The 16,856-nt window shown below is 59.0% G+C and carries 25 protein-coding genes; 21 read left to right on the top strand and 4 right to left on the bottom strand.

What is annotated here, in order from left to right; genetic code table 11:
• Positions 1-77 precede the first annotated feature (77 nt).
• The 16 genes from U0023_RS26030 (at position 78) to U0023_RS25955 (ending at position 9,305) form a co-directional block, all read left to right on the top strand.
• Positions 78-413, top strand: a complete 336-nt coding sequence (locus tag U0023_RS26030; RefSeq protein ID WP_009489564.1) for a hypothetical protein — start codon at positions 78-80, stop codon at positions 411-413.
• Positions 410-781, top strand: coding sequence for a hypothetical protein (locus U0023_RS26025; protein WP_009489563.1), 372 nt, complete (start codon positions 410-412; stop codon positions 779-781). The genes U0023_RS26030 and U0023_RS26025 overlap by 4 nt, the downstream gene beginning before the upstream one ends.
• A gap of 53 nt (positions 782-834) precedes the next feature.
• The gene (locus tag U0023_RS26020) at positions 835-1,209 is read left to right on the top strand and encodes a hypothetical protein (RefSeq protein WP_009489562.1); all 375 of its coding nucleotides are present in this window, start codon (positions 835-837) and stop codon (positions 1,207-1,209) included.
• A 13-nt stretch (positions 1,210-1,222) separates the two neighbouring features.
• Complete coding sequence (locus U0023_RS26015; protein ID WP_009489561.1) at positions 1,223-1,516, top strand: hypothetical protein; 294 nt, start codon at positions 1,223-1,225, stop codon at positions 1,514-1,516.
• Positions 1,517-1,667: 151 nt separating this feature from the next.
• On the top strand, positions 1,668-1,883 hold the full coding sequence (locus tag U0023_RS26010) for a hypothetical protein (protein WP_154660934.1): 216 nt from the start codon (positions 1,668-1,670) through the stop codon (positions 1,881-1,883).
• Positions 1,884-2,426: 543 nt separating this feature from the next.
• Positions 2,427-2,636: a hypothetical protein gene (locus U0023_RS26005; RefSeq protein ID WP_009489560.1), complete on the top strand. Its 210-nt coding sequence runs from the start codon at positions 2,427-2,429 to the stop codon at positions 2,634-2,636.
• 91 nt (positions 2,637-2,727) lie between these two features.
• Positions 2,728-3,093 carry a nuclear transport factor 2 family protein gene (locus tag U0023_RS26000; RefSeq protein WP_009489559.1) on the top strand — a complete coding sequence of 122 codons (366 nt, stop codon included), beginning with the start codon at positions 2,728-2,730 and terminating at the stop codon, positions 3,091-3,093.
• A gap of 327 nt (positions 3,094-3,420) precedes the next feature.
• Positions 3,421-3,885 (top strand): hypothetical protein, encoded by a 465-nt coding sequence (locus U0023_RS25995; RefSeq protein ID WP_009489558.1) that lies wholly within the window; start codon positions 3,421-3,423, stop codon positions 3,883-3,885.
• 30 nt (positions 3,886-3,915) lie between these two features.
• Positions 3,916-4,458 carry a hypothetical protein gene (locus tag U0023_RS25990; protein ID WP_009489557.1) on the top strand — a complete coding sequence of 181 codons (543 nt, stop codon included), beginning with the start codon at positions 3,916-3,918 and terminating at the stop codon, positions 4,456-4,458.
• Positions 4,459-4,551: 93 nt separating this feature from the next.
• Positions 4,552-5,250, top strand: a complete 699-nt coding sequence (locus U0023_RS25985) for a hypothetical protein (protein ID WP_009489556.1) — start codon at positions 4,552-4,554, stop codon at positions 5,248-5,250.
• 14 nt (positions 5,251-5,264) lie between these two features.
• Positions 5,265-5,519 (top strand): WGR domain-containing protein, encoded by a 255-nt coding sequence (locus U0023_RS25980; RefSeq protein ID WP_009489555.1) that lies wholly within the window; start codon positions 5,265-5,267, stop codon positions 5,517-5,519.
• Between the two features lie 191 nt (positions 5,520-5,710).
• Positions 5,711-5,953, top strand: coding sequence for a hypothetical protein (locus tag U0023_RS25975; RefSeq protein ID WP_009489554.1), 243 nt, complete (start codon positions 5,711-5,713; stop codon positions 5,951-5,953).
• 298 nt (positions 5,954-6,251) lie between these two features.
• Complete coding sequence (locus U0023_RS25970) at positions 6,252-6,851, top strand: GNAT family N-acetyltransferase (protein ID WP_009489553.1); 600 nt, start codon at positions 6,252-6,254, stop codon at positions 6,849-6,851.
• A 632-nt stretch (positions 6,852-7,483) separates the two neighbouring features.
• Positions 7,484-7,840, top strand: coding sequence for a GNAT family N-acetyltransferase (locus U0023_RS25965; protein WP_195904158.1), 357 nt, complete (start codon positions 7,484-7,486; stop codon positions 7,838-7,840).
• A 107-nt stretch (positions 7,841-7,947) separates the two neighbouring features.
• Positions 7,948-8,439 (top strand): hypothetical protein, encoded by a 492-nt coding sequence (locus U0023_RS25960; protein ID WP_009489551.1) that lies wholly within the window; start codon positions 7,948-7,950, stop codon positions 8,437-8,439.
• Positions 8,440-8,549: 110 nt separating this feature from the next.
• Positions 8,550-9,305 (top strand): sulfite exporter TauE/SafE family protein, encoded by a 756-nt coding sequence (locus U0023_RS25955; protein ID WP_040638044.1) that lies wholly within the window; start codon positions 8,550-8,552, stop codon positions 9,303-9,305.
• A gap of 167 nt (positions 9,306-9,472) precedes the next feature.
• Here U0023_RS25955 and U0023_RS25950 read toward each other — a convergent pair whose 3' ends face one another.
• Entirely contained in the window at positions 9,473-10,054 is a 582-nt protein-coding gene (locus U0023_RS25950) for an ATP-binding protein (RefSeq protein ID WP_009489549.1), read from the bottom strand.
• A gap of 230 nt (positions 10,055-10,284) precedes the next feature.
• The gene (locus tag U0023_RS25945) at positions 10,285-10,950 is read right to left on the bottom strand and encodes a ParA family protein (RefSeq protein ID WP_009489548.1); all 666 of its coding nucleotides are present in this window, start codon (positions 10,948-10,950) and stop codon (positions 10,285-10,287) included.
• Between the two features lie 422 nt (positions 10,951-11,372).
• Here U0023_RS25945 and U0023_RS25940 point away from each other — a divergent pair, with 422 nt between their 5' ends.
• The 3 genes from U0023_RS25940 to U0023_RS25930 all read left to right on the top strand — a co-directional run bounded on the left by U0023_RS25940 (position 11,373) and on the right by U0023_RS25930 (position 14,359).
• Entirely contained in the window at positions 11,373-11,588 is a 216-nt protein-coding gene (locus U0023_RS25940) for a hypothetical protein (protein WP_009489546.1), read from the top strand.
• A gap of 1,086 nt (positions 11,589-12,674) precedes the next feature.
• Entirely contained in the window at positions 12,675-13,184 is a 510-nt protein-coding gene (locus U0023_RS25935) for a hypothetical protein (protein WP_009489544.1), read from the top strand.
• Between the two features lie 629 nt (positions 13,185-13,813).
• Positions 13,814-14,359, top strand: coding sequence for a CarD family transcriptional regulator (locus tag U0023_RS25930; RefSeq protein ID WP_009489543.1), 546 nt, complete (start codon positions 13,814-13,816; stop codon positions 14,357-14,359).
• 352 nt (positions 14,360-14,711) lie between these two features.
• On the opposite strand, the gene U0023_RS25925 is transcribed toward U0023_RS25930, so the two are convergent.
• Entirely contained in the window at positions 14,712-14,888 is a 177-nt protein-coding gene (locus tag U0023_RS25925; protein WP_009489541.1) for a hypothetical protein, read from the bottom strand.
• 25 nt (positions 14,889-14,913) lie between these two features.
• On the bottom strand, positions 14,914-15,306 hold the full coding sequence (locus U0023_RS25920; RefSeq protein ID WP_009489540.1) for a DDE-type integrase/transposase/recombinase: 393 nt from the start codon (positions 15,304-15,306) through the stop codon (positions 14,914-14,916).
• 319 nt (positions 15,307-15,625) lie between these two features.
• Between U0023_RS25920 and U0023_RS25915 the strand changes: the two genes are divergently transcribed.
• Entirely contained in the window at positions 15,626-16,015 is a 390-nt protein-coding gene (locus U0023_RS25915; RefSeq protein ID WP_154660932.1) for a DNA methyltransferase, read from the top strand.
• 123 nt (positions 16,016-16,138) lie between these two features.
• Positions 16,139-16,624: a hypothetical protein gene (locus U0023_RS25910; RefSeq protein ID WP_154660931.1), complete on the top strand. Its 486-nt coding sequence runs from the start codon at positions 16,139-16,141 to the stop codon at positions 16,622-16,624.
• Positions 16,625-16,856: the final 232 nt, after the last annotated feature.

Raw genomic sequence — 16,856 nt, 5'->3', positions numbered from 1 at the left:
GATCCTTTCCCTAAGTAGTTCTACTTAATGAGGTTCACTTGCGAACTATTCCCCGAAAACTCACCCAAGGATGTCCGATGCGCAGCCTCAACTACGACATGCTGAACATCGTCCTGGCCGTTCAGCGCCGGCGGAGTTTCATGATCGCCGATAGCGCCATCCGTGAACCCGCCGGCCAGGAATCTCCAAGTTGGTTCAAGTCGGTGGAATCCTATTACTCCGAGGTCCCGGATTGCGTGATGAAGGTCGCAGGCCTCCATAAGAACCGCAGCGACTTCGAAAAGGTCCTGAACTTCGAGGTCACGGACCAGATGCTGACGACGAACCACAACAAGCTGTCGCAGTTCGAATTCCCTGCCGATGATCGCGGCGAGTACCGCGCTGAGACGGAAGCCGTCGCAATCCCATCATGACACGGCCCAACGACATCAAGGCGCCGGACGGGTACCTGCTCGGCGGCCTTCGGCGGGTTCGGAACGATGGTACCATCCTCTTCCAGCGCAGTTGGTGGTGGGCGCCCGACACCTGGATCGGCAAGGAGGTCCGGGTGCACGAGGACGAATTGGGAAGTCCGGGTCTGCGCGACCGAGAAGTGACTATCCGTGCCGCTCCTCCAGGCACATACATCGCGACTGCTATCCTCGAGGGTGTTGCTGTCGTCTGCCACCGCACGGATCGGCCGGAAGCGAAGCTCGGGTGGCGCGATCCCGTCAAGCCGGCATGGGCAAACCGCCACAAACAGGCTGCGCCTCCTCAGCCTGAAGCGGCAGGCACTCAGTAAAGACCGAACTCTGGAATCTTGGACTGGCGAAATCAGTGAAGGATCCCCAGAAAATGATTCAGCATGGCACGGCTCCGTTCCTTGAATGCTCCAGCCGCGGAGATCGCCGCTTCAGTGCCTTCGCGGCCCGGATCAGGGCCCGTGGGAGCAGGTCCATTGAAGAGATCTATCAGGCCGCAAAGCGGTTCGAGGATGGCTCGACCGGCCTGACCTGGCGAGACGCCAAAGGCAAGCGTGCCGTCAACGCCGACGAGGTCAGGGCGTTCTACTCGGTGCTCTGGGATGAATACATCGCTGAGAATCCGCACCTTCTGCCGGTGCTCACGTCCGCCAGCGGCCTGCAGGACCTGTTCGGTCAGGCTGGTCACGCCTGCCAGGCAACCGAGCTCTGGCGGATCCGATGCGCTGCACTCGGCGTGTCCCCATAAGATAGAGGTTACCATGAGCAAACTTCCCGCCCTCCCATCACTGGCTAGGAAAGCCCTGACGTTGCTCCAAGAGAGCCGGGAGTTTCGCTATGCGCTCGAAACGAGCAGCTACACCAGGCGGGAGCAGTTCAAGGCACGCCTCAAGACCGCCTCTGGCCGCATGGTTCGCGGTATCGGCATTAGCACGATGTATGAACTGAAAGGACACGGGCTGATCGTGCCCGCAAACAGCACATCGGTATCCACCTACTACCGCTTGAACCCTAATCACGTAGGCGAAATCAACGATTGTGCGTCTCAGGGGTAGAAACGACAGACGAATTCTGGTATTGAAGCTGCCCCGCGGATCTTCCGTTCGGTTCACAGCCACAGCCAGAGGAGGGGTTACATGTCTATGCGACTTTGCATGTACCGACGCGCCGCTCTCCTCGTCATGACTCTTGCTGCTGGTGGCTCCCATGAAACCGACTGTCTTTCCTTTGCCCTTCGTAGGGTTCGCCTTCCGCTTTGAACTCCTTCGCGTGCCGCGCGGGCCTGCGAACGATCACAAGCGACCTCTAACAACTGCGGAACTCGATCCTTTCCTGCATCACGATCTCGAGCAGGCGCTGCGTCACGAACTCAGCCCGCATATGCTGCGTGATATTGGCGTCGACCGCAGCCGAGCCAAGTGACGTTTCGACGGTGCGGTCCAGTGATCGCGCTCGGAACTGATGATGTGCGCCGCCACACAGTGCTGCGCCGCGCGTGCATCTACATAGATCTTGCGATGCCGGAACACATCGCAAGCGCCCTGGTGGGAGGTCTGGTGCTCAGCCTCCTGCCAGGGCAATCCTGTTTATGCACAGCCTAATGTTGAACCGACCAGACACTTGGCGTATTATCTCGATGTGGTGTTGCAACCGGCATCACAACAATTCGCCCTGACAGTGAGCTCCGCACGGCTAACTCTGTCAGGGCGTTTTCGTTTGAGCAGCGTTGACGGAATTGCGTCTGCTGCCTATCTCCCAGGTGTGGTGTCATTCCCTTGGACCACGAACGCCTTGGTCGAGGTTTCCAAGACAGCACCTCTGCCAAGGCGTTCTTCTGCGTCTCGCAGCCTACCGAGCATACGTTTTTCCCCGATTTCATCCGATGTTCCCAGTGTTCACTCCACTCGCGGAGTGAGCGCGCATCGGCATGTCTGTCACCTTTGTTGTCAGCCCCAAGGAGGATCAGTGACCTACTTCACCAATACAAGCCTTCGCCTTCTCGAGACGGCATCAACGAAGGCCAACACAGAATTCTCGCCGTGGTGGCTGGCGCTGAACGGGGGATTGGCCAAGGGAAAGCTTCCCGAAGCCTGCTATGGCGAGGCTCGGGATTACTACGAGACCGGCCATTCTCCGGAAACGGCGGCCGACGACATCGTCGCGACCGCCGCGTAAAGCATTACCTCCGGCGTAATCGACCCGATGCCGCGTCTCTTCCATGGTCCTCATGCCGGGATTACCCCAGCCCACCATCAGGAGACAGCACATGACCGACGCCACTTCGATCGCCACCCGCTACCTCGCTCTCTGGAATGAGACCAATGCCGACCGTCGGCGGGCGCTGCTGGCCGATCTCTGGACCGAGAACGGGACTTATATCGACCCACTGATGCAGGGCAGCGGCCATAACCAGATTGACGCCCTCATCAGCGCGGTGCACGAGCGCTTCCCCGGCTTCCGCTTCACGTTAGTTGGTCAGCCTGACGGCCATGGCAGCAACGTCCGGTTCTCATGGCAGCTCGGCCCCGAGGGCGCAGACGGGCCGATCAAAGGTACGGACTTCGCCACCCTGGACAATGGGCGCCTGAAGGAGGTCGTGGGTTTCCTCGACCAGGTTCCAACGGGCGCCTAGTCCTTCGATACCTGAGACGTCACAAGGCTGGTCCCGATTGAGTTCGGGCCAGCCTTTTTCTTTTTCAGTTCTGATCATCTGCCAGTCGGCATTTTTCAATCTCCGAGAGAAGAAGCTCGACGGCGCGGGCTCGACGCAGGGTCGATCAAACCGCAACCCACCCTTACCGGCACAGCGTTGACCGGAGGATCCCATGACACATGATTTCAAGCTCAGGAACGGGCATCGCACCTGCGCGCTTTTGCACGCGGTCTCACTGATCAATAGCCAAGCCTGCAAACCCCTATCCACCTGACCGACGCTGTGTTTCAGGCCACGAATGGCGGCATGTACCGCAAGCTGCGCGCAACCGGCCAGGACGGCACGACCTATTACGGCAGCGCATTTGCTGGAAGAGAGCGTGACTTTACGAAGTCGATGACCCTGGTTGTCGACTTCGGATCAGACAAGCTCACGGTCCCGGTGCCGGTCGCTGACCTCGCCGTCGGCGACATCTCCTCGCTGGATCTCACCTGCACGCTCCAGCCCTCGCACCAAAAGGCTCGTCCGAGGGTGCCCGAGCCCGGGGCCAAGCAGTCCGATCTTCAGGAAGATCGGCTCTGGTCCGTTACCGAAACCTTCATCCGGGCGCAGCCGATCAAAGAGAAGGTTCAGCTCACGAAACTTCGCCGCGCAGTGACCCTGATCTACCACCCGGATCAGTATGCCGAGAGCGAGCGCGAGATCCGGACCAGGATCATCGCCCGCGCCAACGACCTGGTCGACAAGATCGGCCAGCAGATCGCCGCCTGACGCCGCTTTCTATTTCAAGGAATTCGCCTCGTGGACACAACCCAACAGAAGCCCGGAGATCAACCTGAGACGGTTGGAGCCCTCCTGAACACGATCCATGCCTACTTCGCCATGCTGGCGAACTGCGAGCAGGTCTCCCTCTCTGCGACTGAGGAGGCCAACGCCCTGTCCCTGACGGACATCACCCATATCGGCGGCACGGGCCTTGACCTTATCGAGAAGCTTCAGGACAAGCTGAAAGCCAAGGCCCCTGTCCCGGCGCTAGTCTTGAGATCTGAGAAGAGCGATCCTCTCTCCGGCCTCAAGGAAATGCCACTCGACCGTGCCGTGACCCTTTATCTGACTTCAGGCCACTCGCTCACAGGTGCTTTGGCGGAGTGCCCGGACGACCAGATTGGTCTCTTCGAGCCTCGGCACAAAGGCTCCTCGCATTACCATTACATCCCGCTGTCCAACATCGCTGCATGGTCTGACATGCGGGGCGAAGACGCTGACCCGCTGTTTCTCTACGATCGCCAGTACCTGTCCGAGCGGCAGATCCGGGAGAAGGAGGCGTCCCGGGCAAGCCGCTAGGCAAGGGGCTGCGGTGCGCGGTTCAGGGTTGCCACGGCCAGACGCCGTCCTATAGGAAGCCAAACCCCGCATTCATTACATTTCCTGGATTGCATGACCCTTCGCCGCCGATTTCTCCTCGCCCCGTCCCTTGCCCGCCTCATCCAACGTGAGCGGGGCGGGCTCCGCCAGGTTGAAGGCTTCTTCCCGGCTCAAAGCGATCGCACCTCCTGGGTCCGGCTCGAAGAGGACAGGGCCTTCCTGATCCTGAGGGCGGCTGGCCCTCATGGGGAGACAGAGGAACAGACCGCGGTTCCGGTGGCTCATGCCCATGCACTCCTCGATGTCTGTGCCGGCGAGGTCGATTACGCCCGCACCAGGCTCCAGATCGGAGATCAGGCCGCTCTGGTGGATCAGATTTTCCGTCCTCGCTCGTTTCAGGTCGTCACAGTAGAGTTCGAGACAGACGGCGAGGCGCGGGCATTCCGGCCACTCCCCTGGTTTGGTCCTGAGGTCACGGGCGACGAGCGCTACACGAACCAGTCCTTGGCCCTGACTGGGCTCGATGAGGCTCCAGAGATTCCGCTGTCCGACGAGGCCCTCAACGGCCTCATTGACACCCTCGAGAACCGGCTTCCCATCCAGGCTCGAATCCCGGTAAGCCGCCCCTCGGCCAAGCAGGTGCCAGTGACCAAGGTGTCTGCAGGATCTACGATCGGGAACGGGCAGGGCGCCAAGGTCGACCTCGGCGAGCTCGAGGCGGCCATGATGGGCGAAATGGAGCGGGCGCTCCAGAATAGCCGCTCCTCCTAAGGACCTCGTCCCGGATGCCGGACGCCCGGTCACCCATCAAGCACCACCTGGTGCTTTATCGGCGCGACCCGGAGCAGGGCAGGGCGCGGTTCTTCAGCCTGATGATCGAACGTGACCTGTTCGGGACGATCCGGCTGGTGAGGAACTGGGGCTTCGTAGGCTCCAAGGGCCAGGAGAAGGTCGAGATCTTCCCCGAGGAAGCCCAGGCGGCCCATGCCCTAGAGGCGTGGGCCGATGCCCAGAGGCGCAAGGGATACTCGGACCTCTGACGAAGCCTGTAGACGCAAGGGACTTATAATCCCTTGCTATAGGTCGCCCGGCGGCGAAAGCCAGTTACAGAGCACGATTCTAGAAGACCTGGAAAAGGGTTATCATCCTAGTTTCCAGTTGCTCCACAACGGCAACTAAGGACACGTGATAATGTAGTAAGGACTCCAGGCAGGAAAAGGAGAACTCTATCATGACAAGATTGGTAGTCGCGTTTGCACTGGCATTGGCCGCAACAACCGCCAACGCTCAAAATGCTCCGTCCGGTCAATTGCAGGCTCCGGCGGCATCGAGCGCGAATGGAACTCAACCGTTCCTCTTCGACGGACGGATGAAAGGTGATGGTGTCCGGCGGGAAGAGCAGGCGGACAATCGCCACCCGAACGCTGGGACCATCATCGTGCAGCCGAAAGAGCGCCAACCTGAGCGCAAATAATTCGTCCGGGCATCATCAAGCCAGGGTGGTCTCTTCGGGCAAAATAATGCCCGTGCGTTCCATAAGCTTCCGTTCCGCGAAATTGCCGCCTCAGCATCAGGCTTGGCATTGGGCTCGCCTATGCTAAGATTAAAGTCATGATCATTCGCCCGTTCAATCAAGCCCAAAATTCCACGCACCTGAGAGGGTGTGCGGGAACGGTGCTGCGTTGAGGACAGCCTGATCATCCTGCGGACCCTCCCGAGGCGGGTAGGGTGCTGACTTCTGCTCTCCTCGTGGCCAAGCCTTGGAGAGCTCAATGAGCACCACCCCCTTTTCCCAGAAGCCTCCACCTGTTCGGCTCATCAGTCGTACCGGGATCGAACTTGTTGCCCCTAGCCCGGAGCGGCTACCCGGCTACGAGGTCGCCCTTGAGAAAGGGTGGTCCTCCGATACGACCCGGGATGTGAGCCAGGAGCAGCTCACGGCCCTGCGTGCTGATCCCGGATCCTTCATTGAGTGCCTCACCGATCAAAACGGCACTGTCACACTTGCCAACGGGACGATCGTTCCGCGCCTGCCATTCCATCTCTTCTGGATCTGGGATGGCGAGTTTTGCGGAAGCATCATGTTGCGTTTCCGGCCTGGGACAGAGGAGTTGCCGCCCTACACCCTGGGGCACATCGGCTACTCGGTGGTGCCGTGGAAGCAGCGTCGTGGCTATGCCACGGCTGCCCTGGGGCTCCTTCTTCCGATTGCAAAGGCAGAGGGCCTCGAAAGAGTTGCGATCACCTGCAAGGACACGAACCTTGCCTCGATCAAGGTCATCGAAGCGAACGCCGGCGTCCTTGATCGGGCAGTGCCTATAGAGGGAATGCCCGGTGAGATGAGGCTGTTTTACCGGGTGCTCACTGCTTGAAAAGTGAGGAAAGGGTGGATCATCCCCACCCTTTCCTCGGGGATTGGCGATAAGACCGACTGATAGAATTTCTAAGTATTCCGGTGGGCTCTCGAGGTGCGCTCTGACACTGTTAGACTAGCTATTTACTGAACCATCCACTCGGTCACCGTAAAATTCTTCCGAATACGCTCAAAAGACACCTTATCCGGTTCTATAAAGGGCATTCCGCGAAATCGTCGTCGGCTCGACCTGCATCATGCTCTAATGGATCGTTGCATGTGCTGTTCCACACACCGCCTCATATGACGCGTTCGGACTCTATTCCCATGGGAATGCGAGGCTGATAAGCGAGCTTCGATGTAAACGATTTCATGGTGGATTGTGCCCCGCTTCAACCCCAACTTGGACAAGCAACGCCGCAAGGTTGAGGCGGCTCAAGCCCAGTTAGCCCGTCATGAGAGATTGAGTCGGGCTGCCCTGCTGTTGGTCCTGCTCCTGGCCCTCGGCCTTCTTGCGCTGGTGGTCAGCCATCTCCCGGGTCAGTCGTAGACCCGGGTGTTCGTGAGCAGGAGACGGGTTTGCACGCGCGACCATACACAGAGGCCGACTTCGACGCGCTTTTCTCCGTATACACGAGAGCTATGGGGCGAGTGATCGAGGCAAACTTCGGCTGGGATGAGGGCTTTCAACGGCTGAACCTGGCAAGGACCTGCCTTGAGCACCGGACGACCGTCTATTCACTTGTGAGCCCCTTCGATGGCTTCTCGATCATCAAGGAAGCCGATGACGCATTGATCCTGTTCCTGCTGTGTGTTGATCCGCAGGCTCAGCACCAGAAGATTGGGACCACCGCAATTGAGCAGATGAAGCGAGAAGCTGCTGAAACAGGCAGACGCCTGACGGGCACGGTTCTTCCAGGCAATGATGTTGGGTCGTTCTACACCGGGCTGGGGTTCAACATCCGTTTCGATCAGAGCGGCAAGCGGGTGTTGCTTTATAACGCTTGATGGAAGATCATTCAATAAATGGACTTCTGCAAAATTCATCATCAACTCAGCACACCCTTCGGTCTAAAAGGTCTATGCAGGCCCACGACCCTTGGATTTACCCAGCAATGATCAGCCCTCCGACCCGAGCCTTTTGGACGGTCATCTGTAGCGGATTTGGTTTTGTGATCCTGACCGTGATGGCCCGTGCGAGCTGGGACGTCTTCTGGATCGACGTCGTTCAGCAGAACCCAAACCGGTCACAAGCTCACGCCCTCCTGCTCATTCCGTTCCTCGGGATAGTCGTAGGCTTGGGGATCGCACTGGTGCAGTTGTCTGGGGCCTTAGTCACGGCTGCGGCAATCACAGCGGCTCTTGTGCGTCGCCTTGGGCAGGCTCCAATTTGGACAGTGCCTCTGCTTGTGCCCGTCTGCGGTTTGGTCATCTACGGACAGGACGCGCTGCTCGGATATCCATTCTCTCTCGACGGCCCGGATGCTTTCACGCCTGTTCATCGGACACTCATGATGTTCGCCACTTTGCTTCCTGCGTTGATCGGAAGCTGGTGCGTACTGCGCTACCGAGCCAAGCGCACTTCATCCTCTACCCTCATTGCATAAAGGCTTATCGGAAATTACGCTCATGCTCTTTGGGAGTGGTGCATAACCCTTGTGCTATGCACCTGCGCTGTTTGACATCACCATCCGAGGTTCATAGTTGAACCATGGTCATGTTCATCGATGGCGTTGGAGCCGCATCCTATGTTCTGGTTGCGGTGGTCGCATTCGCCGCATCGTTGCTCGGCGGTATCACAGGCTACGGGACAGGCCTCCTGTTACCCCCTGTTCTCATCCCCATTGTTGGCGCTGAACTTGTGGTCCCGATCATCAGTCTGTCTGCTCTCATGACGAATGCGAGCAGGGTGACGGCCTTCCGCACGGAGTTTGACAGGCGGACGGCGATCCTGATTGCCGCTGTCGCCCTGCCGACATGCTTCATGGGCGCGTATTTCTACACCCGCCTGTCCGGACCGGCCGTCACCTTGCTGATCGGCATCATGCTGGTGCTGCTCGTGCCACTGCGTCGGGTCCTCAAACGGGTGCGAGGGCATCTGAGCCGATCACAGGTTGCCGCTGCGGCAGTCGGGTATGGGCTGATCACGGGGAGTACATCAGGTGCCGGGGTTTTGCTGCTGTCGATCCTTCTGGCGGCGGGGCTGCAAGGGGCCGCGGTTATCGCAACGGATGCCGGTATCTCGCTCGTCCTCGGCCTTGCAAAGGTCCTTGTCTTTCAATCCGCCGGGTCGCTGCCGCCCTCCGCGTGGATCATGGCACTGCTGATCGGTGTGAGCGCGCTACCGGGAGCGTTTTTGGCAAAGCGCCTCACCCGAGGGCTCTCACATACAGCCCATGCAAGGATCCTCGATGGGGTGGTCGTCTTTGGCGGCCTGCTCTTGATCAGACAAGGGACCCAAGCCCTGCTTTAGCTCAGGTTCTGCCTCGTTGCGTAACGGCGCTTCTCGGAAATTCGGGTCCGCTGGTTGGCCGTCGGGAGATCGCGCGAGCGCGGGGATCCTGGCCCCCGATCCGAGGCACCTTTGCAACTCAATGATGTCCCCACGGACGGTAGTAACGAGTGGAGTGCCGATGCGCGCTACGCTGTGTGCTCGCTGGAAGGGAGGGCGCGCCGCTCCCCAGTCAGGGCAGCCATCACTGTCGTTGAGAGTTCTTCGACGTCAAGCGTCCCATCCAGGCGAAGGACAGGGACAGCTTGGACCGAAAGCCAAGCCTCATGCCGGGCCCGATTGCGTCCCGAGAATGCAGGGTCGTCATACTGCGATGCCCAGTCGCGGAACGCGACATGGATCTCGCGCATGTCGCCGCCTGGCTCGATCCGGGTTCGGTAGCGTTCTCGTTCGCGCACCAGCAACCGTTCCATCCGGACCGGTGTCGGTGTGTCGACGAACACGATGAGATCAGCATCGACGATAAGCGCGTCCCCCCAACCGTCGAAGGAGCCAGTCAGCACCCACCCGTCGTTCCCTTGCTCGTGACGGATGAGGCTGACACGCTCCTCAGGAGGGCGCTTTGTGGTGAACGGAGGGTCCGTCGGCATCCAATAGAAGTCATCGACGTCCAAGTGCCGGATAGCAAGCCGCCGTGCCAACACCCGGCCCAAGGTCGTCACGCCTGCGCACGAAGCCCCGGTGATGTATATGCGGGAATCAGGTTTCATTCGAGGTAGCCTAGCGTCGTGCCTCAAGGACTGACAATTTTTCGAACTTCCGTGCGGCATGGTGAGCGCCTGATTGGGGCGACACCCTTCTACTACGATACGAGTGACATCGTATCGGCGCTCGGTAAGAGACCGACAGAGCCACAAGGCTAGTGACACAGACGCTTGCTTGCGCCGCTGCTGTGTCACTCAGCAGTACTGAAGACCGCCCATTGGCTCGTTCGTAGCGGTCAGGCCGATTGAGCCTGGGTGCCCGACATCGCCTTCATCGCGTCAAAGCTCTTTGTGAGCGCGCGCCAGAGGCTGCCGATCTCCTCCGATCCAGCCGATCCGAAGTGGGACTCGTTCACGCCAGCCCCATGGGCCAGGGAGAGCGACAGTTCCGGGCGATGGGTGATCTGACCACCCCAGGTTGGAATGTCGAGCACCCGCATCGCCCCTCGGGCATCCGCCACCATCGGATCCTCCGAGCCATTCTTGGCCGGAGCCGCGTTGATCACCACCGCATAAGGCTTCTTGAGCTCACGGCAAACCTTGATCGTGGCCTGGACGGCATCGACATCGAACAGCCCCGGACGCATCGGGATCACGACGAGGTCCGCATGCCAGATCGCCTCGGCGACAGGGGCGTCCGCGTTCGGCGGCGTGTCGATCAGAACCCATTCAGCCCCGGCGCGGCGCGCCTTCGCCAAGGTGGCGGTGAGATGCTTGGTGCCCATGTGAAGCGCGAGATCCTGAGAGCCCCGAATCCGGTGCCAAAGGGCCAGCGACCCCTGCGGGTCCGCATCGATCAGCAGCGTCGGCCGAGCATTTTCGGCCATGTAGCTCCCCAAATGCGCGGCAAGGGAGCTCTTTCCGGAACCTCCCTTGCGGGACGCAAAAACCACGACATTCATGCCATTTCCCCCAGTCTTGATCAGGCCGTCTATCGTCGCGCGAGGACGGTTAACGGATCCTTATACCCCTGGATCGTCATCACACCCGCAGTCAGGACATCCAGCCTGACACGCTCCGTCCGCTCCAAGGCTACCGCCAGGATGCCCGTACGGTACGCAATCTGCCGCCGTGGCGCCAAAAAGCTGACGGTACGTGGCTCATTGTCATTGCACGGCTTCGGCGGTGCCGGCGTCTTCCTGATCTGTCTCTTGCACATGGGAGCCCCCTTTCCCCGACAGCCAGTTACCGCGTCAGCATTGTGTGAGGGTGACGCCGCACGATCAGTCACTTAACTCGGATCCCTCAGAAGCCTTGGGCAAGCTTAACCTTGTATCAAGACGATCGCGGCAGTGTGCCTCCTCGTTTGTAAGGAGTACGCACCATGACGGCTTTGCCCACCCATGACCGTGAACCCATCACCGAGGAAAAGCTCCTCAAGGCCGTCAATATCCTCGCCGATCTCGTGGAAAGGAATGGCCCAGCTTTCCGGCCGCTGTACCTGAGCCTGCGCCAGCAGCTGTCTGACCTGCGCCTGCAGCAGGGAGCGGAGGCAGCCTTGGAAGCCATCGCCGCACGCGGCGGCACCAAAGTCGCTTAAGGAACCTAGAAGCCCTCCCAATGAGCGAAAGGGAAGACAAACCCCAGAAAGTTCAACCGGACTCAGATCCAGGAGGGAGGCGGCTTGAGATGAAGCACATCCGAAACGAGCGGATCAAACTTCTCGCCAGCAACATCGATCGAGCGTCGTCGGCAGTTCTAACCTTAGGGGTTGCATCTCCGATCGTCGGCATCATATTCCAGATCAACGGATTTGGGCAAAATGTAGCACCATGGCAACTTGGCCTGGCCGTTCTGGGTTTCCTTGGTACGTCGGCTGGGATACATTTTGCAGCAAGATTTGTCCTTAGGGATTTAGAGCCATGAATGGAACTGCGTTACTGGCTTTCGTCATCACCCCGGCTCTCGTTCTGGGAATGGCATGGGGTGCCGCATGGCTCAACCATCGGCACTACCGTAAACAGCGGCATGAGCACCATTGAGGTGGCAGCTTAAGCTATTTCTCTAACATGCTGAAAAGTCGGAGGGATCGGTGATTTCCGCCGGTCCTTTTTCTTTGCCCGTTGCGATCCCCAACCCCGCCCTTCCGGACAAAGAACTCATGCTCAAGTTTCTGCTACGGCCTCCCTCATGTCATGAGAGGGCCGCTAATCGACGCCGCCCGATCCCTGAATGCGCCGGTTCTGATCAGTGCGAACGCCCTTTCCATTCGGAAGAAGGACAACAGCGGCGTTCCCGTCTGGCACGGGTTCAGAACCAATAACCTACACTATCTCAATGGTTTAGAGGCGTATCTTGATAGCGCGGATTTCGCGGCTGCAAGTCGTTACCGCGCACCGCCTTGGTCCGTGGATGAATACCTCGACTTGTGCGCGGCCTATCCCTGGAAATGGACCTCATCCGCTGACCTCTGCGTGGAACCCGAAATCGCCGGAAACCGCGATCTGGTCCTCGACAGGATCTCCGAGACGGTGGACCTCAATCGGGCCTGCATCCGCGGCGCCCGAGAACGGGGCATCCTCAACCGCTTGATGCCTGTGTTACAGGGCTGGTTGCCGGAGGATTACGTCCGCTGCCTGGAGCGGATGCCCATCTCTCGGGATTTCCGATCATTGGCGTCGGCTCCATGTGCCGGCGGCACCTTCATGGGCCGCAGGGCATTCTGCAGGTCATCGAAACCCTCGACCGGGAACTCCGCGGGACCAGCATCCAGCTTCACCTGTTCGGTCTCAAAGGTATAGGGGCGGCCGAACTCCGCCAGCATTCCCGCGTGGCGACCGTCGACTCTCAGGCCTACGGCACGAAGGCCAGGGTCGAGGCGCGGGAAGCCGGGATCAGCAAAACCAACCGCTTCCTCGCCCAGATCATGACCGAATGGTACCTGAAGCAGATCGAAGCCCTTCAGGCTCCGGCCGGCGAAAACCGCCATCCTCCGGCGCTTCTCGATCTGAGAATGCCAGCCCCCTTAAGCCCGTTCGAGGCACGACTTCATTGCGCCCGTGAGCAGATGCGCGAACTCCTCGAGGCAGGGGAGATCGACTGGCAGCAGCGTCATGATGAGAGCGTACTGGCCTTCACCTGCGATGACGGTGAAGCCGAGACCGCTTCGATCCCAAAGTTAGCTTTGGCTGCCTGACAGCTTCGATTGGCGGCACCAGGAGGGAAGGGGTTGCGCCGCCAATCGCCCTCAGTCCACTTTCACCAAGGAGAATCCATGTCTAGTAGCCGGAGGAAACCACCGCCGGAACATCCGATCGAGAAAATTCTCCGGGCGGCCAGTACGATTGGACAATTGGAGATCCTTGCCGGCATTGATCGGTCACCTGCAGGCCGAAAAGCCTTCTGGGGCGACTACGAACACATCAACCCGCCAGGAGCCAGTCTCGATGCCGGCTGCCAAGAACTTCGGCGTCGAGCCCGGCAGAGGGCAGGACTTAAGCCACCCTTGTCCGGTTTGAAGCCGATTCCGCTCTCGTAAACGGAACGTTAACCAAAAGCACCCTACCGTTGTCGAATTGCATCTAAGCGGCGCCATCAAGTCTCTGAGAATGAGACCGCGCCGTAACAGCTCCAGCGTAGCGAGCGTAGACCATCGTTGAACCTCCCCCTTGCACAGCCACGGTGGGAATCCGATATGCGGGAACCGCGCCAAAGATATCGAGTTCAAATCATCTACGCTCCCTCGCGAGCGTAGGGAGTTCGACGTCTGCGACACAGATCGGCTCAGCATCAGAACCGTCTGTAGCTCAAGGAGATCATTTCTGCATGACGACGAAGAACAACGCTCTGACCTTCCAGACTGGCGAAGCAGTCGTCTATCCGAGCCATGGCGTCGGTCTGATCACAGGAATTGGGGAGCAAGAGATCGCTGGATTCAAACTCGAACTCCTCGTGATCACTTTCGACTCTGGCAAACTCACGGTTCGCATCCCATTGGCAAAGGCGAAAAGCAGCGGCTTGAGGAAATTATCGGAGCCGGCTGTCGTCAAGCAGGCCCTTGAGGTTCTCAGCGGAAAGGCTCGCGCAAAGCGCGGCATGTGGAACCGCCGTGCGGCAGATTTCCAGGAGCGCATCGGAACCGGGGATCTCGTCGCTATCGCTGAGGTTCTGCGGGATCTGAACCGAGGCCCGCAGCAGGAAGAAGCTTCCTACAGTGAGCGGCAGATCTTCGAGGGTGCTCTGGACTTCATGATCAAGGAGGTCGCAGCGGTGAACCAAATCACCGACACAGAAGCCCGCAAGCTCATTGAACAGAGCTTGGCCAGCGCTCCTCGACCAGGCAAATCGGCAGAGAGCGAAGCCGCGGCCTGACTGCCTCGAGTAGCGGCGCCGGAAGGGAAAGACGTGCGCCGCCAATCGCGTTTGAGTTCAGACGACGCCTACGAGAGTTTTCTGATGAATAAGCGGGCTAAATTCTCTGGATTATTAATGTCGTCTTTGGGTTTGAATCCCTTAGACACCGGATCATACGTGGCTCCATTATGATCCTCGTCGCCATTCGGGAACTTCAATCGGAAATTGGGTTGCTTACCCTCGCCTGTAGTGCCGACGTAAATCTCGCAAGCCTTATCGTTTATGTGTTCCCGCATAGAAGCGAAACGTACGATCTTCTCTCTCGCGGTCGGATCGAGCTTTTCGAAGCACGGATGCTGCCAAAAGGCCGCTAGGCCCATATCAATAAGCGCACCATGCTGATCCCCACCCAGCCGTTGCGCTTTATGTAGGCTTCGATCCTTTTCGCGATCTGCGCTTTGTCTGTGCCGGAAATCACCAGTCCGTGAATCCGATCCTGCTCACTTGGAAGAAGGATGGCTTGGGTGCATGAACCTGGAATGGACATGACGAACTCAGCCTGAGTGGATTGCTCAGGCGACAAGACCGAAGAGCTGGTTCACAAGACGGATTTCGCCTGTCGCGCCAGGCTGTGGAAGGACGCAGTGGCCGCGGCGGATCATCCGCATGATCTCAAATCCCTTAAGGGTCGCGGAGGCGGTTTTCATCCTCTGAAAGCCACGGGTCGGCCGGATCATCCGCTTGAGCGCGCCGTGATCCGCCTCAATGACATTGTTGAGATATTTCGAGGTCCGATGCTCGACATCTTTCGCCGGCAGCCCTTCGCTTTGTAAGCGTCGGATGGCCTTCGGGTATGAGGCCAGTTTGTCGGTTGTAGTCGAGCATGGAGGATAGTCGCTCATCATATTGAGGGCTTTGGGCAAGAAACGATACGCGGCTCGGGTGTTGCGACGACTGGAGAGCATGAAGTCGATCAGCTGCCCATGCTTGTCGACCGCACGGAACAGGTACTTCTATTTCCCACCGACCCGCACATAAGTTTCATCCACACGCCACGATCCGGAACGGGATCCCTGGTGCTGACGGACCCACTTCTCGAGCTCAGGGGCATAACGCTGTACCCAACGGAAGATCGTGGATGGGTCGGCCTTGATACCGCACTCCTGCAGCATTTCGGCCAAGTGGGAAGCCCTGTCTGCTCATTTCGGGGGCTGCAACAGGTTGTCTGCCTCGGACAATCCGTATGCTGACAATCGGCAGGTTCTTGTCCCCTATTCCGAAAGCATGAAGGCAGTCCTGAAGAGAGAAGGGCAGGAAGCAGCGATGCGACCAGCCGAATACAAGATGGCAGAAGGCGGATTCGGCAATGGCAATGGTGGTGCCATTCCAGGCAACCTCATTGTAGCAGCCAACACCGAGAGCAACTCCGACTACATCTGGAGCGTTAAGGCGGCCGGGCTCCCAGTTCATCCAGCCAGGATCCCAGCCGCACTGCCTGAGACGTTCATCAAGTTCCTCACGCGGCGCAAGGACCTTGTCTTTGAACCCTTCGTCGGCTCTCTCACGACTGCCGCCGTTGCCGAGGCTCTGGGCCGCCGGTGGGTCGCTTCTGAGTGTATGCTTGAGTACGTGCTTGGGGGCCAACATCGCTTCTTTAAGCGGATGGCAGCCTAGATCTCCCTTAAGCAGCCATTAACCATACCATGCCATCCTCACATTAAGGTCCTTGCTCAGATGACCTTAATCCAGCGAACCCCGTGCAGCTGTCCCATCGCTGCGCGGGGTTTTGGCTTTCTGATGACAGCTGTTCTCCCGCGTACGCTTTTCCACGCAACCCCTCTTTATCGATACAATCCCAATGCCACCGACAATCACGGCATCTGGGCCCCCGCTGTTCATGGTCAGATCAAAGACCATGGCCTGAAACCGAGCATGCATTCGAGTAGGGATGTGCCGGTCATTTTTCCGACAGACGAAGTCGGGATCGCCACGAACTACGCTGATTGCAATCGGGGTGAAGAGTGGCCGGTCGACTTGATTGTCCTCGAGGTCGACACGACGGTCCTAGACCCGGCGCACCTGCTGCCAGATATGGATCAGGAAGCGCAAATCATGGCCGATGACATCCTAGTCCTGGGCTACACCCAGTCCGAATGGGACGCCGGCGTAATCCCTTGGGCCCCGGTGTTCAAGATCACCGGCCAGGTGAGATACAGTGCGCCGATCCCCGATAGTGCCATCACACCTTTCAAACTCCTGCCTGTGGATCCGCCTTCTCGATAAGCTTTTGTTAAGAGCCAGCGCCTACCTCTGGCGTCAAGGATCGACCTGACTGATCCTACCCCCAGGGAACCCTGCGTAGCTGTTGCCCCCGCTACGCAGGGTTTTCTGTTTTCGGCTCCGGCCCGTCGCGACGTTCACCGCCCCGGTACCAGTTCTCGCAGCCGCCTCTCTCAAATCACCTTCGGGAATGACCCAGCTATCGCTCTTCGATCTATCGATGCTGTGGAATCGC

Origin of the sequence: Microvirga lotononidis, from assembly GCF_034627025.1 — a bacterium.
GTDB classification, from domain to species: Bacteria; Pseudomonadota; Alphaproteobacteria; order Rhizobiales; family Beijerinckiaceae; genus Microvirga; species Microvirga lotononidis.
This window is presented reverse-complemented; position numbering and strand designations above follow the sequence as displayed.

What these genes read in the sequence shown, in the direction of transcription:
- U0023_RS25920 (WP_009489540.1), bottom strand. Translation starts at nt 15,306, where the DNA reads ATGCTCTCCAGTCGTCGCAACACCCGAGCCGCGTATCGTTTCTTGCCC.
- U0023_RS25940 (WP_009489546.1), top strand. Translation starts at nt 11,373, where the DNA reads ATGACGGCTTTGCCCACCCATGACCGTGAACCCATCACCGAGGAAAAG.
- U0023_RS25980 (WP_009489555.1), top strand. Translation starts at nt 5,265, where the DNA reads ATGCCGGACGCCCGGTCACCCATCAAGCACCACCTGGTGCTTTATCGG.
- U0023_RS26015 (WP_009489561.1), top strand. Translation starts at nt 1,223, where the DNA reads ATGAGCAAACTTCCCGCCCTCCCATCACTGGCTAGGAAAGCCCTGACG.
- U0023_RS25995 (WP_009489558.1), top strand. Translation starts at nt 3,421, where the DNA reads ATGTACCGCAAGCTGCGCGCAACCGGCCAGGACGGCACGACCTATTAC.
- U0023_RS26020 (WP_009489562.1), top strand. Translation starts at nt 835, where the DNA reads ATGATTCAGCATGGCACGGCTCCGTTCCTTGAATGCTCCAGCCGCGGA.
- U0023_RS26010 (WP_154660934.1), top strand. Translation starts at nt 1,668, where the DNA reads ATGAAACCGACTGTCTTTCCTTTGCCCTTCGTAGGGTTCGCCTTCCGC.
- U0023_RS26000 (WP_009489559.1), top strand. Translation starts at nt 2,728, where the DNA reads ATGACCGACGCCACTTCGATCGCCACCCGCTACCTCGCTCTCTGGAAT.
- U0023_RS25985 (WP_009489556.1), top strand. Translation starts at nt 4,552, where the DNA reads ATGACCCTTCGCCGCCGATTTCTCCTCGCCCCGTCCCTTGCCCGCCTC.
- U0023_RS25970 (WP_009489553.1), top strand. Translation starts at nt 6,252, where the DNA reads ATGAGCACCACCCCCTTTTCCCAGAAGCCTCCACCTGTTCGGCTCATC.
- U0023_RS26030 (WP_009489564.1), top strand. Translation starts at nt 78, where the DNA reads ATGCGCAGCCTCAACTACGACATGCTGAACATCGTCCTGGCCGTTCAG.
- U0023_RS25930 (WP_009489543.1), top strand. Translation starts at nt 13,814, where the DNA reads ATGACGACGAAGAACAACGCTCTGACCTTCCAGACTGGCGAAGCAGTC.
- U0023_RS25910 (WP_154660931.1), top strand. Translation starts at nt 16,139, where the DNA reads ATGACAGCTGTTCTCCCGCGTACGCTTTTCCACGCAACCCCTCTTTAT.
- U0023_RS25960 (WP_009489551.1), top strand. Translation starts at nt 7,948, where the DNA reads ATGATCAGCCCTCCGACCCGAGCCTTTTGGACGGTCATCTGTAGCGGA.
- U0023_RS25955 (WP_040638044.1), top strand. Translation starts at nt 8,550, where the DNA reads ATGTTCATCGATGGCGTTGGAGCCGCATCCTATGTTCTGGTTGCGGTG.
- U0023_RS25925 (WP_009489541.1), bottom strand. Translation starts at nt 14,888, where the DNA reads ATGTCCATTCCAGGTTCATGCACCCAAGCCATCCTTCTTCCAAGTGAG.
- U0023_RS25950 (WP_009489549.1), bottom strand. Translation starts at nt 10,054, where the DNA reads ATGAAACCTGATTCCCGCATATACATCACCGGGGCTTCGTGCGCAGGC.
- U0023_RS25945 (WP_009489548.1), bottom strand. Translation starts at nt 10,950, where the DNA reads ATGAATGTCGTGGTTTTTGCGTCCCGCAAGGGAGGTTCCGGAAAGAGC.
- U0023_RS25975 (WP_009489554.1), top strand. Translation starts at nt 5,711, where the DNA reads ATGACAAGATTGGTAGTCGCGTTTGCACTGGCATTGGCCGCAACAACC.
- U0023_RS25935 (WP_009489544.1), top strand. Translation starts at nt 12,675, where the DNA reads ATGTGCCGGCGGCACCTTCATGGGCCGCAGGGCATTCTGCAGGTCATC.
- U0023_RS25915 (WP_154660932.1), top strand. Translation starts at nt 15,626, where the DNA reads ATGAAGGCAGTCCTGAAGAGAGAAGGGCAGGAAGCAGCGATGCGACCA.
- U0023_RS26025 (WP_009489563.1), top strand. Translation starts at nt 410, where the DNA reads ATGACACGGCCCAACGACATCAAGGCGCCGGACGGGTACCTGCTCGGC.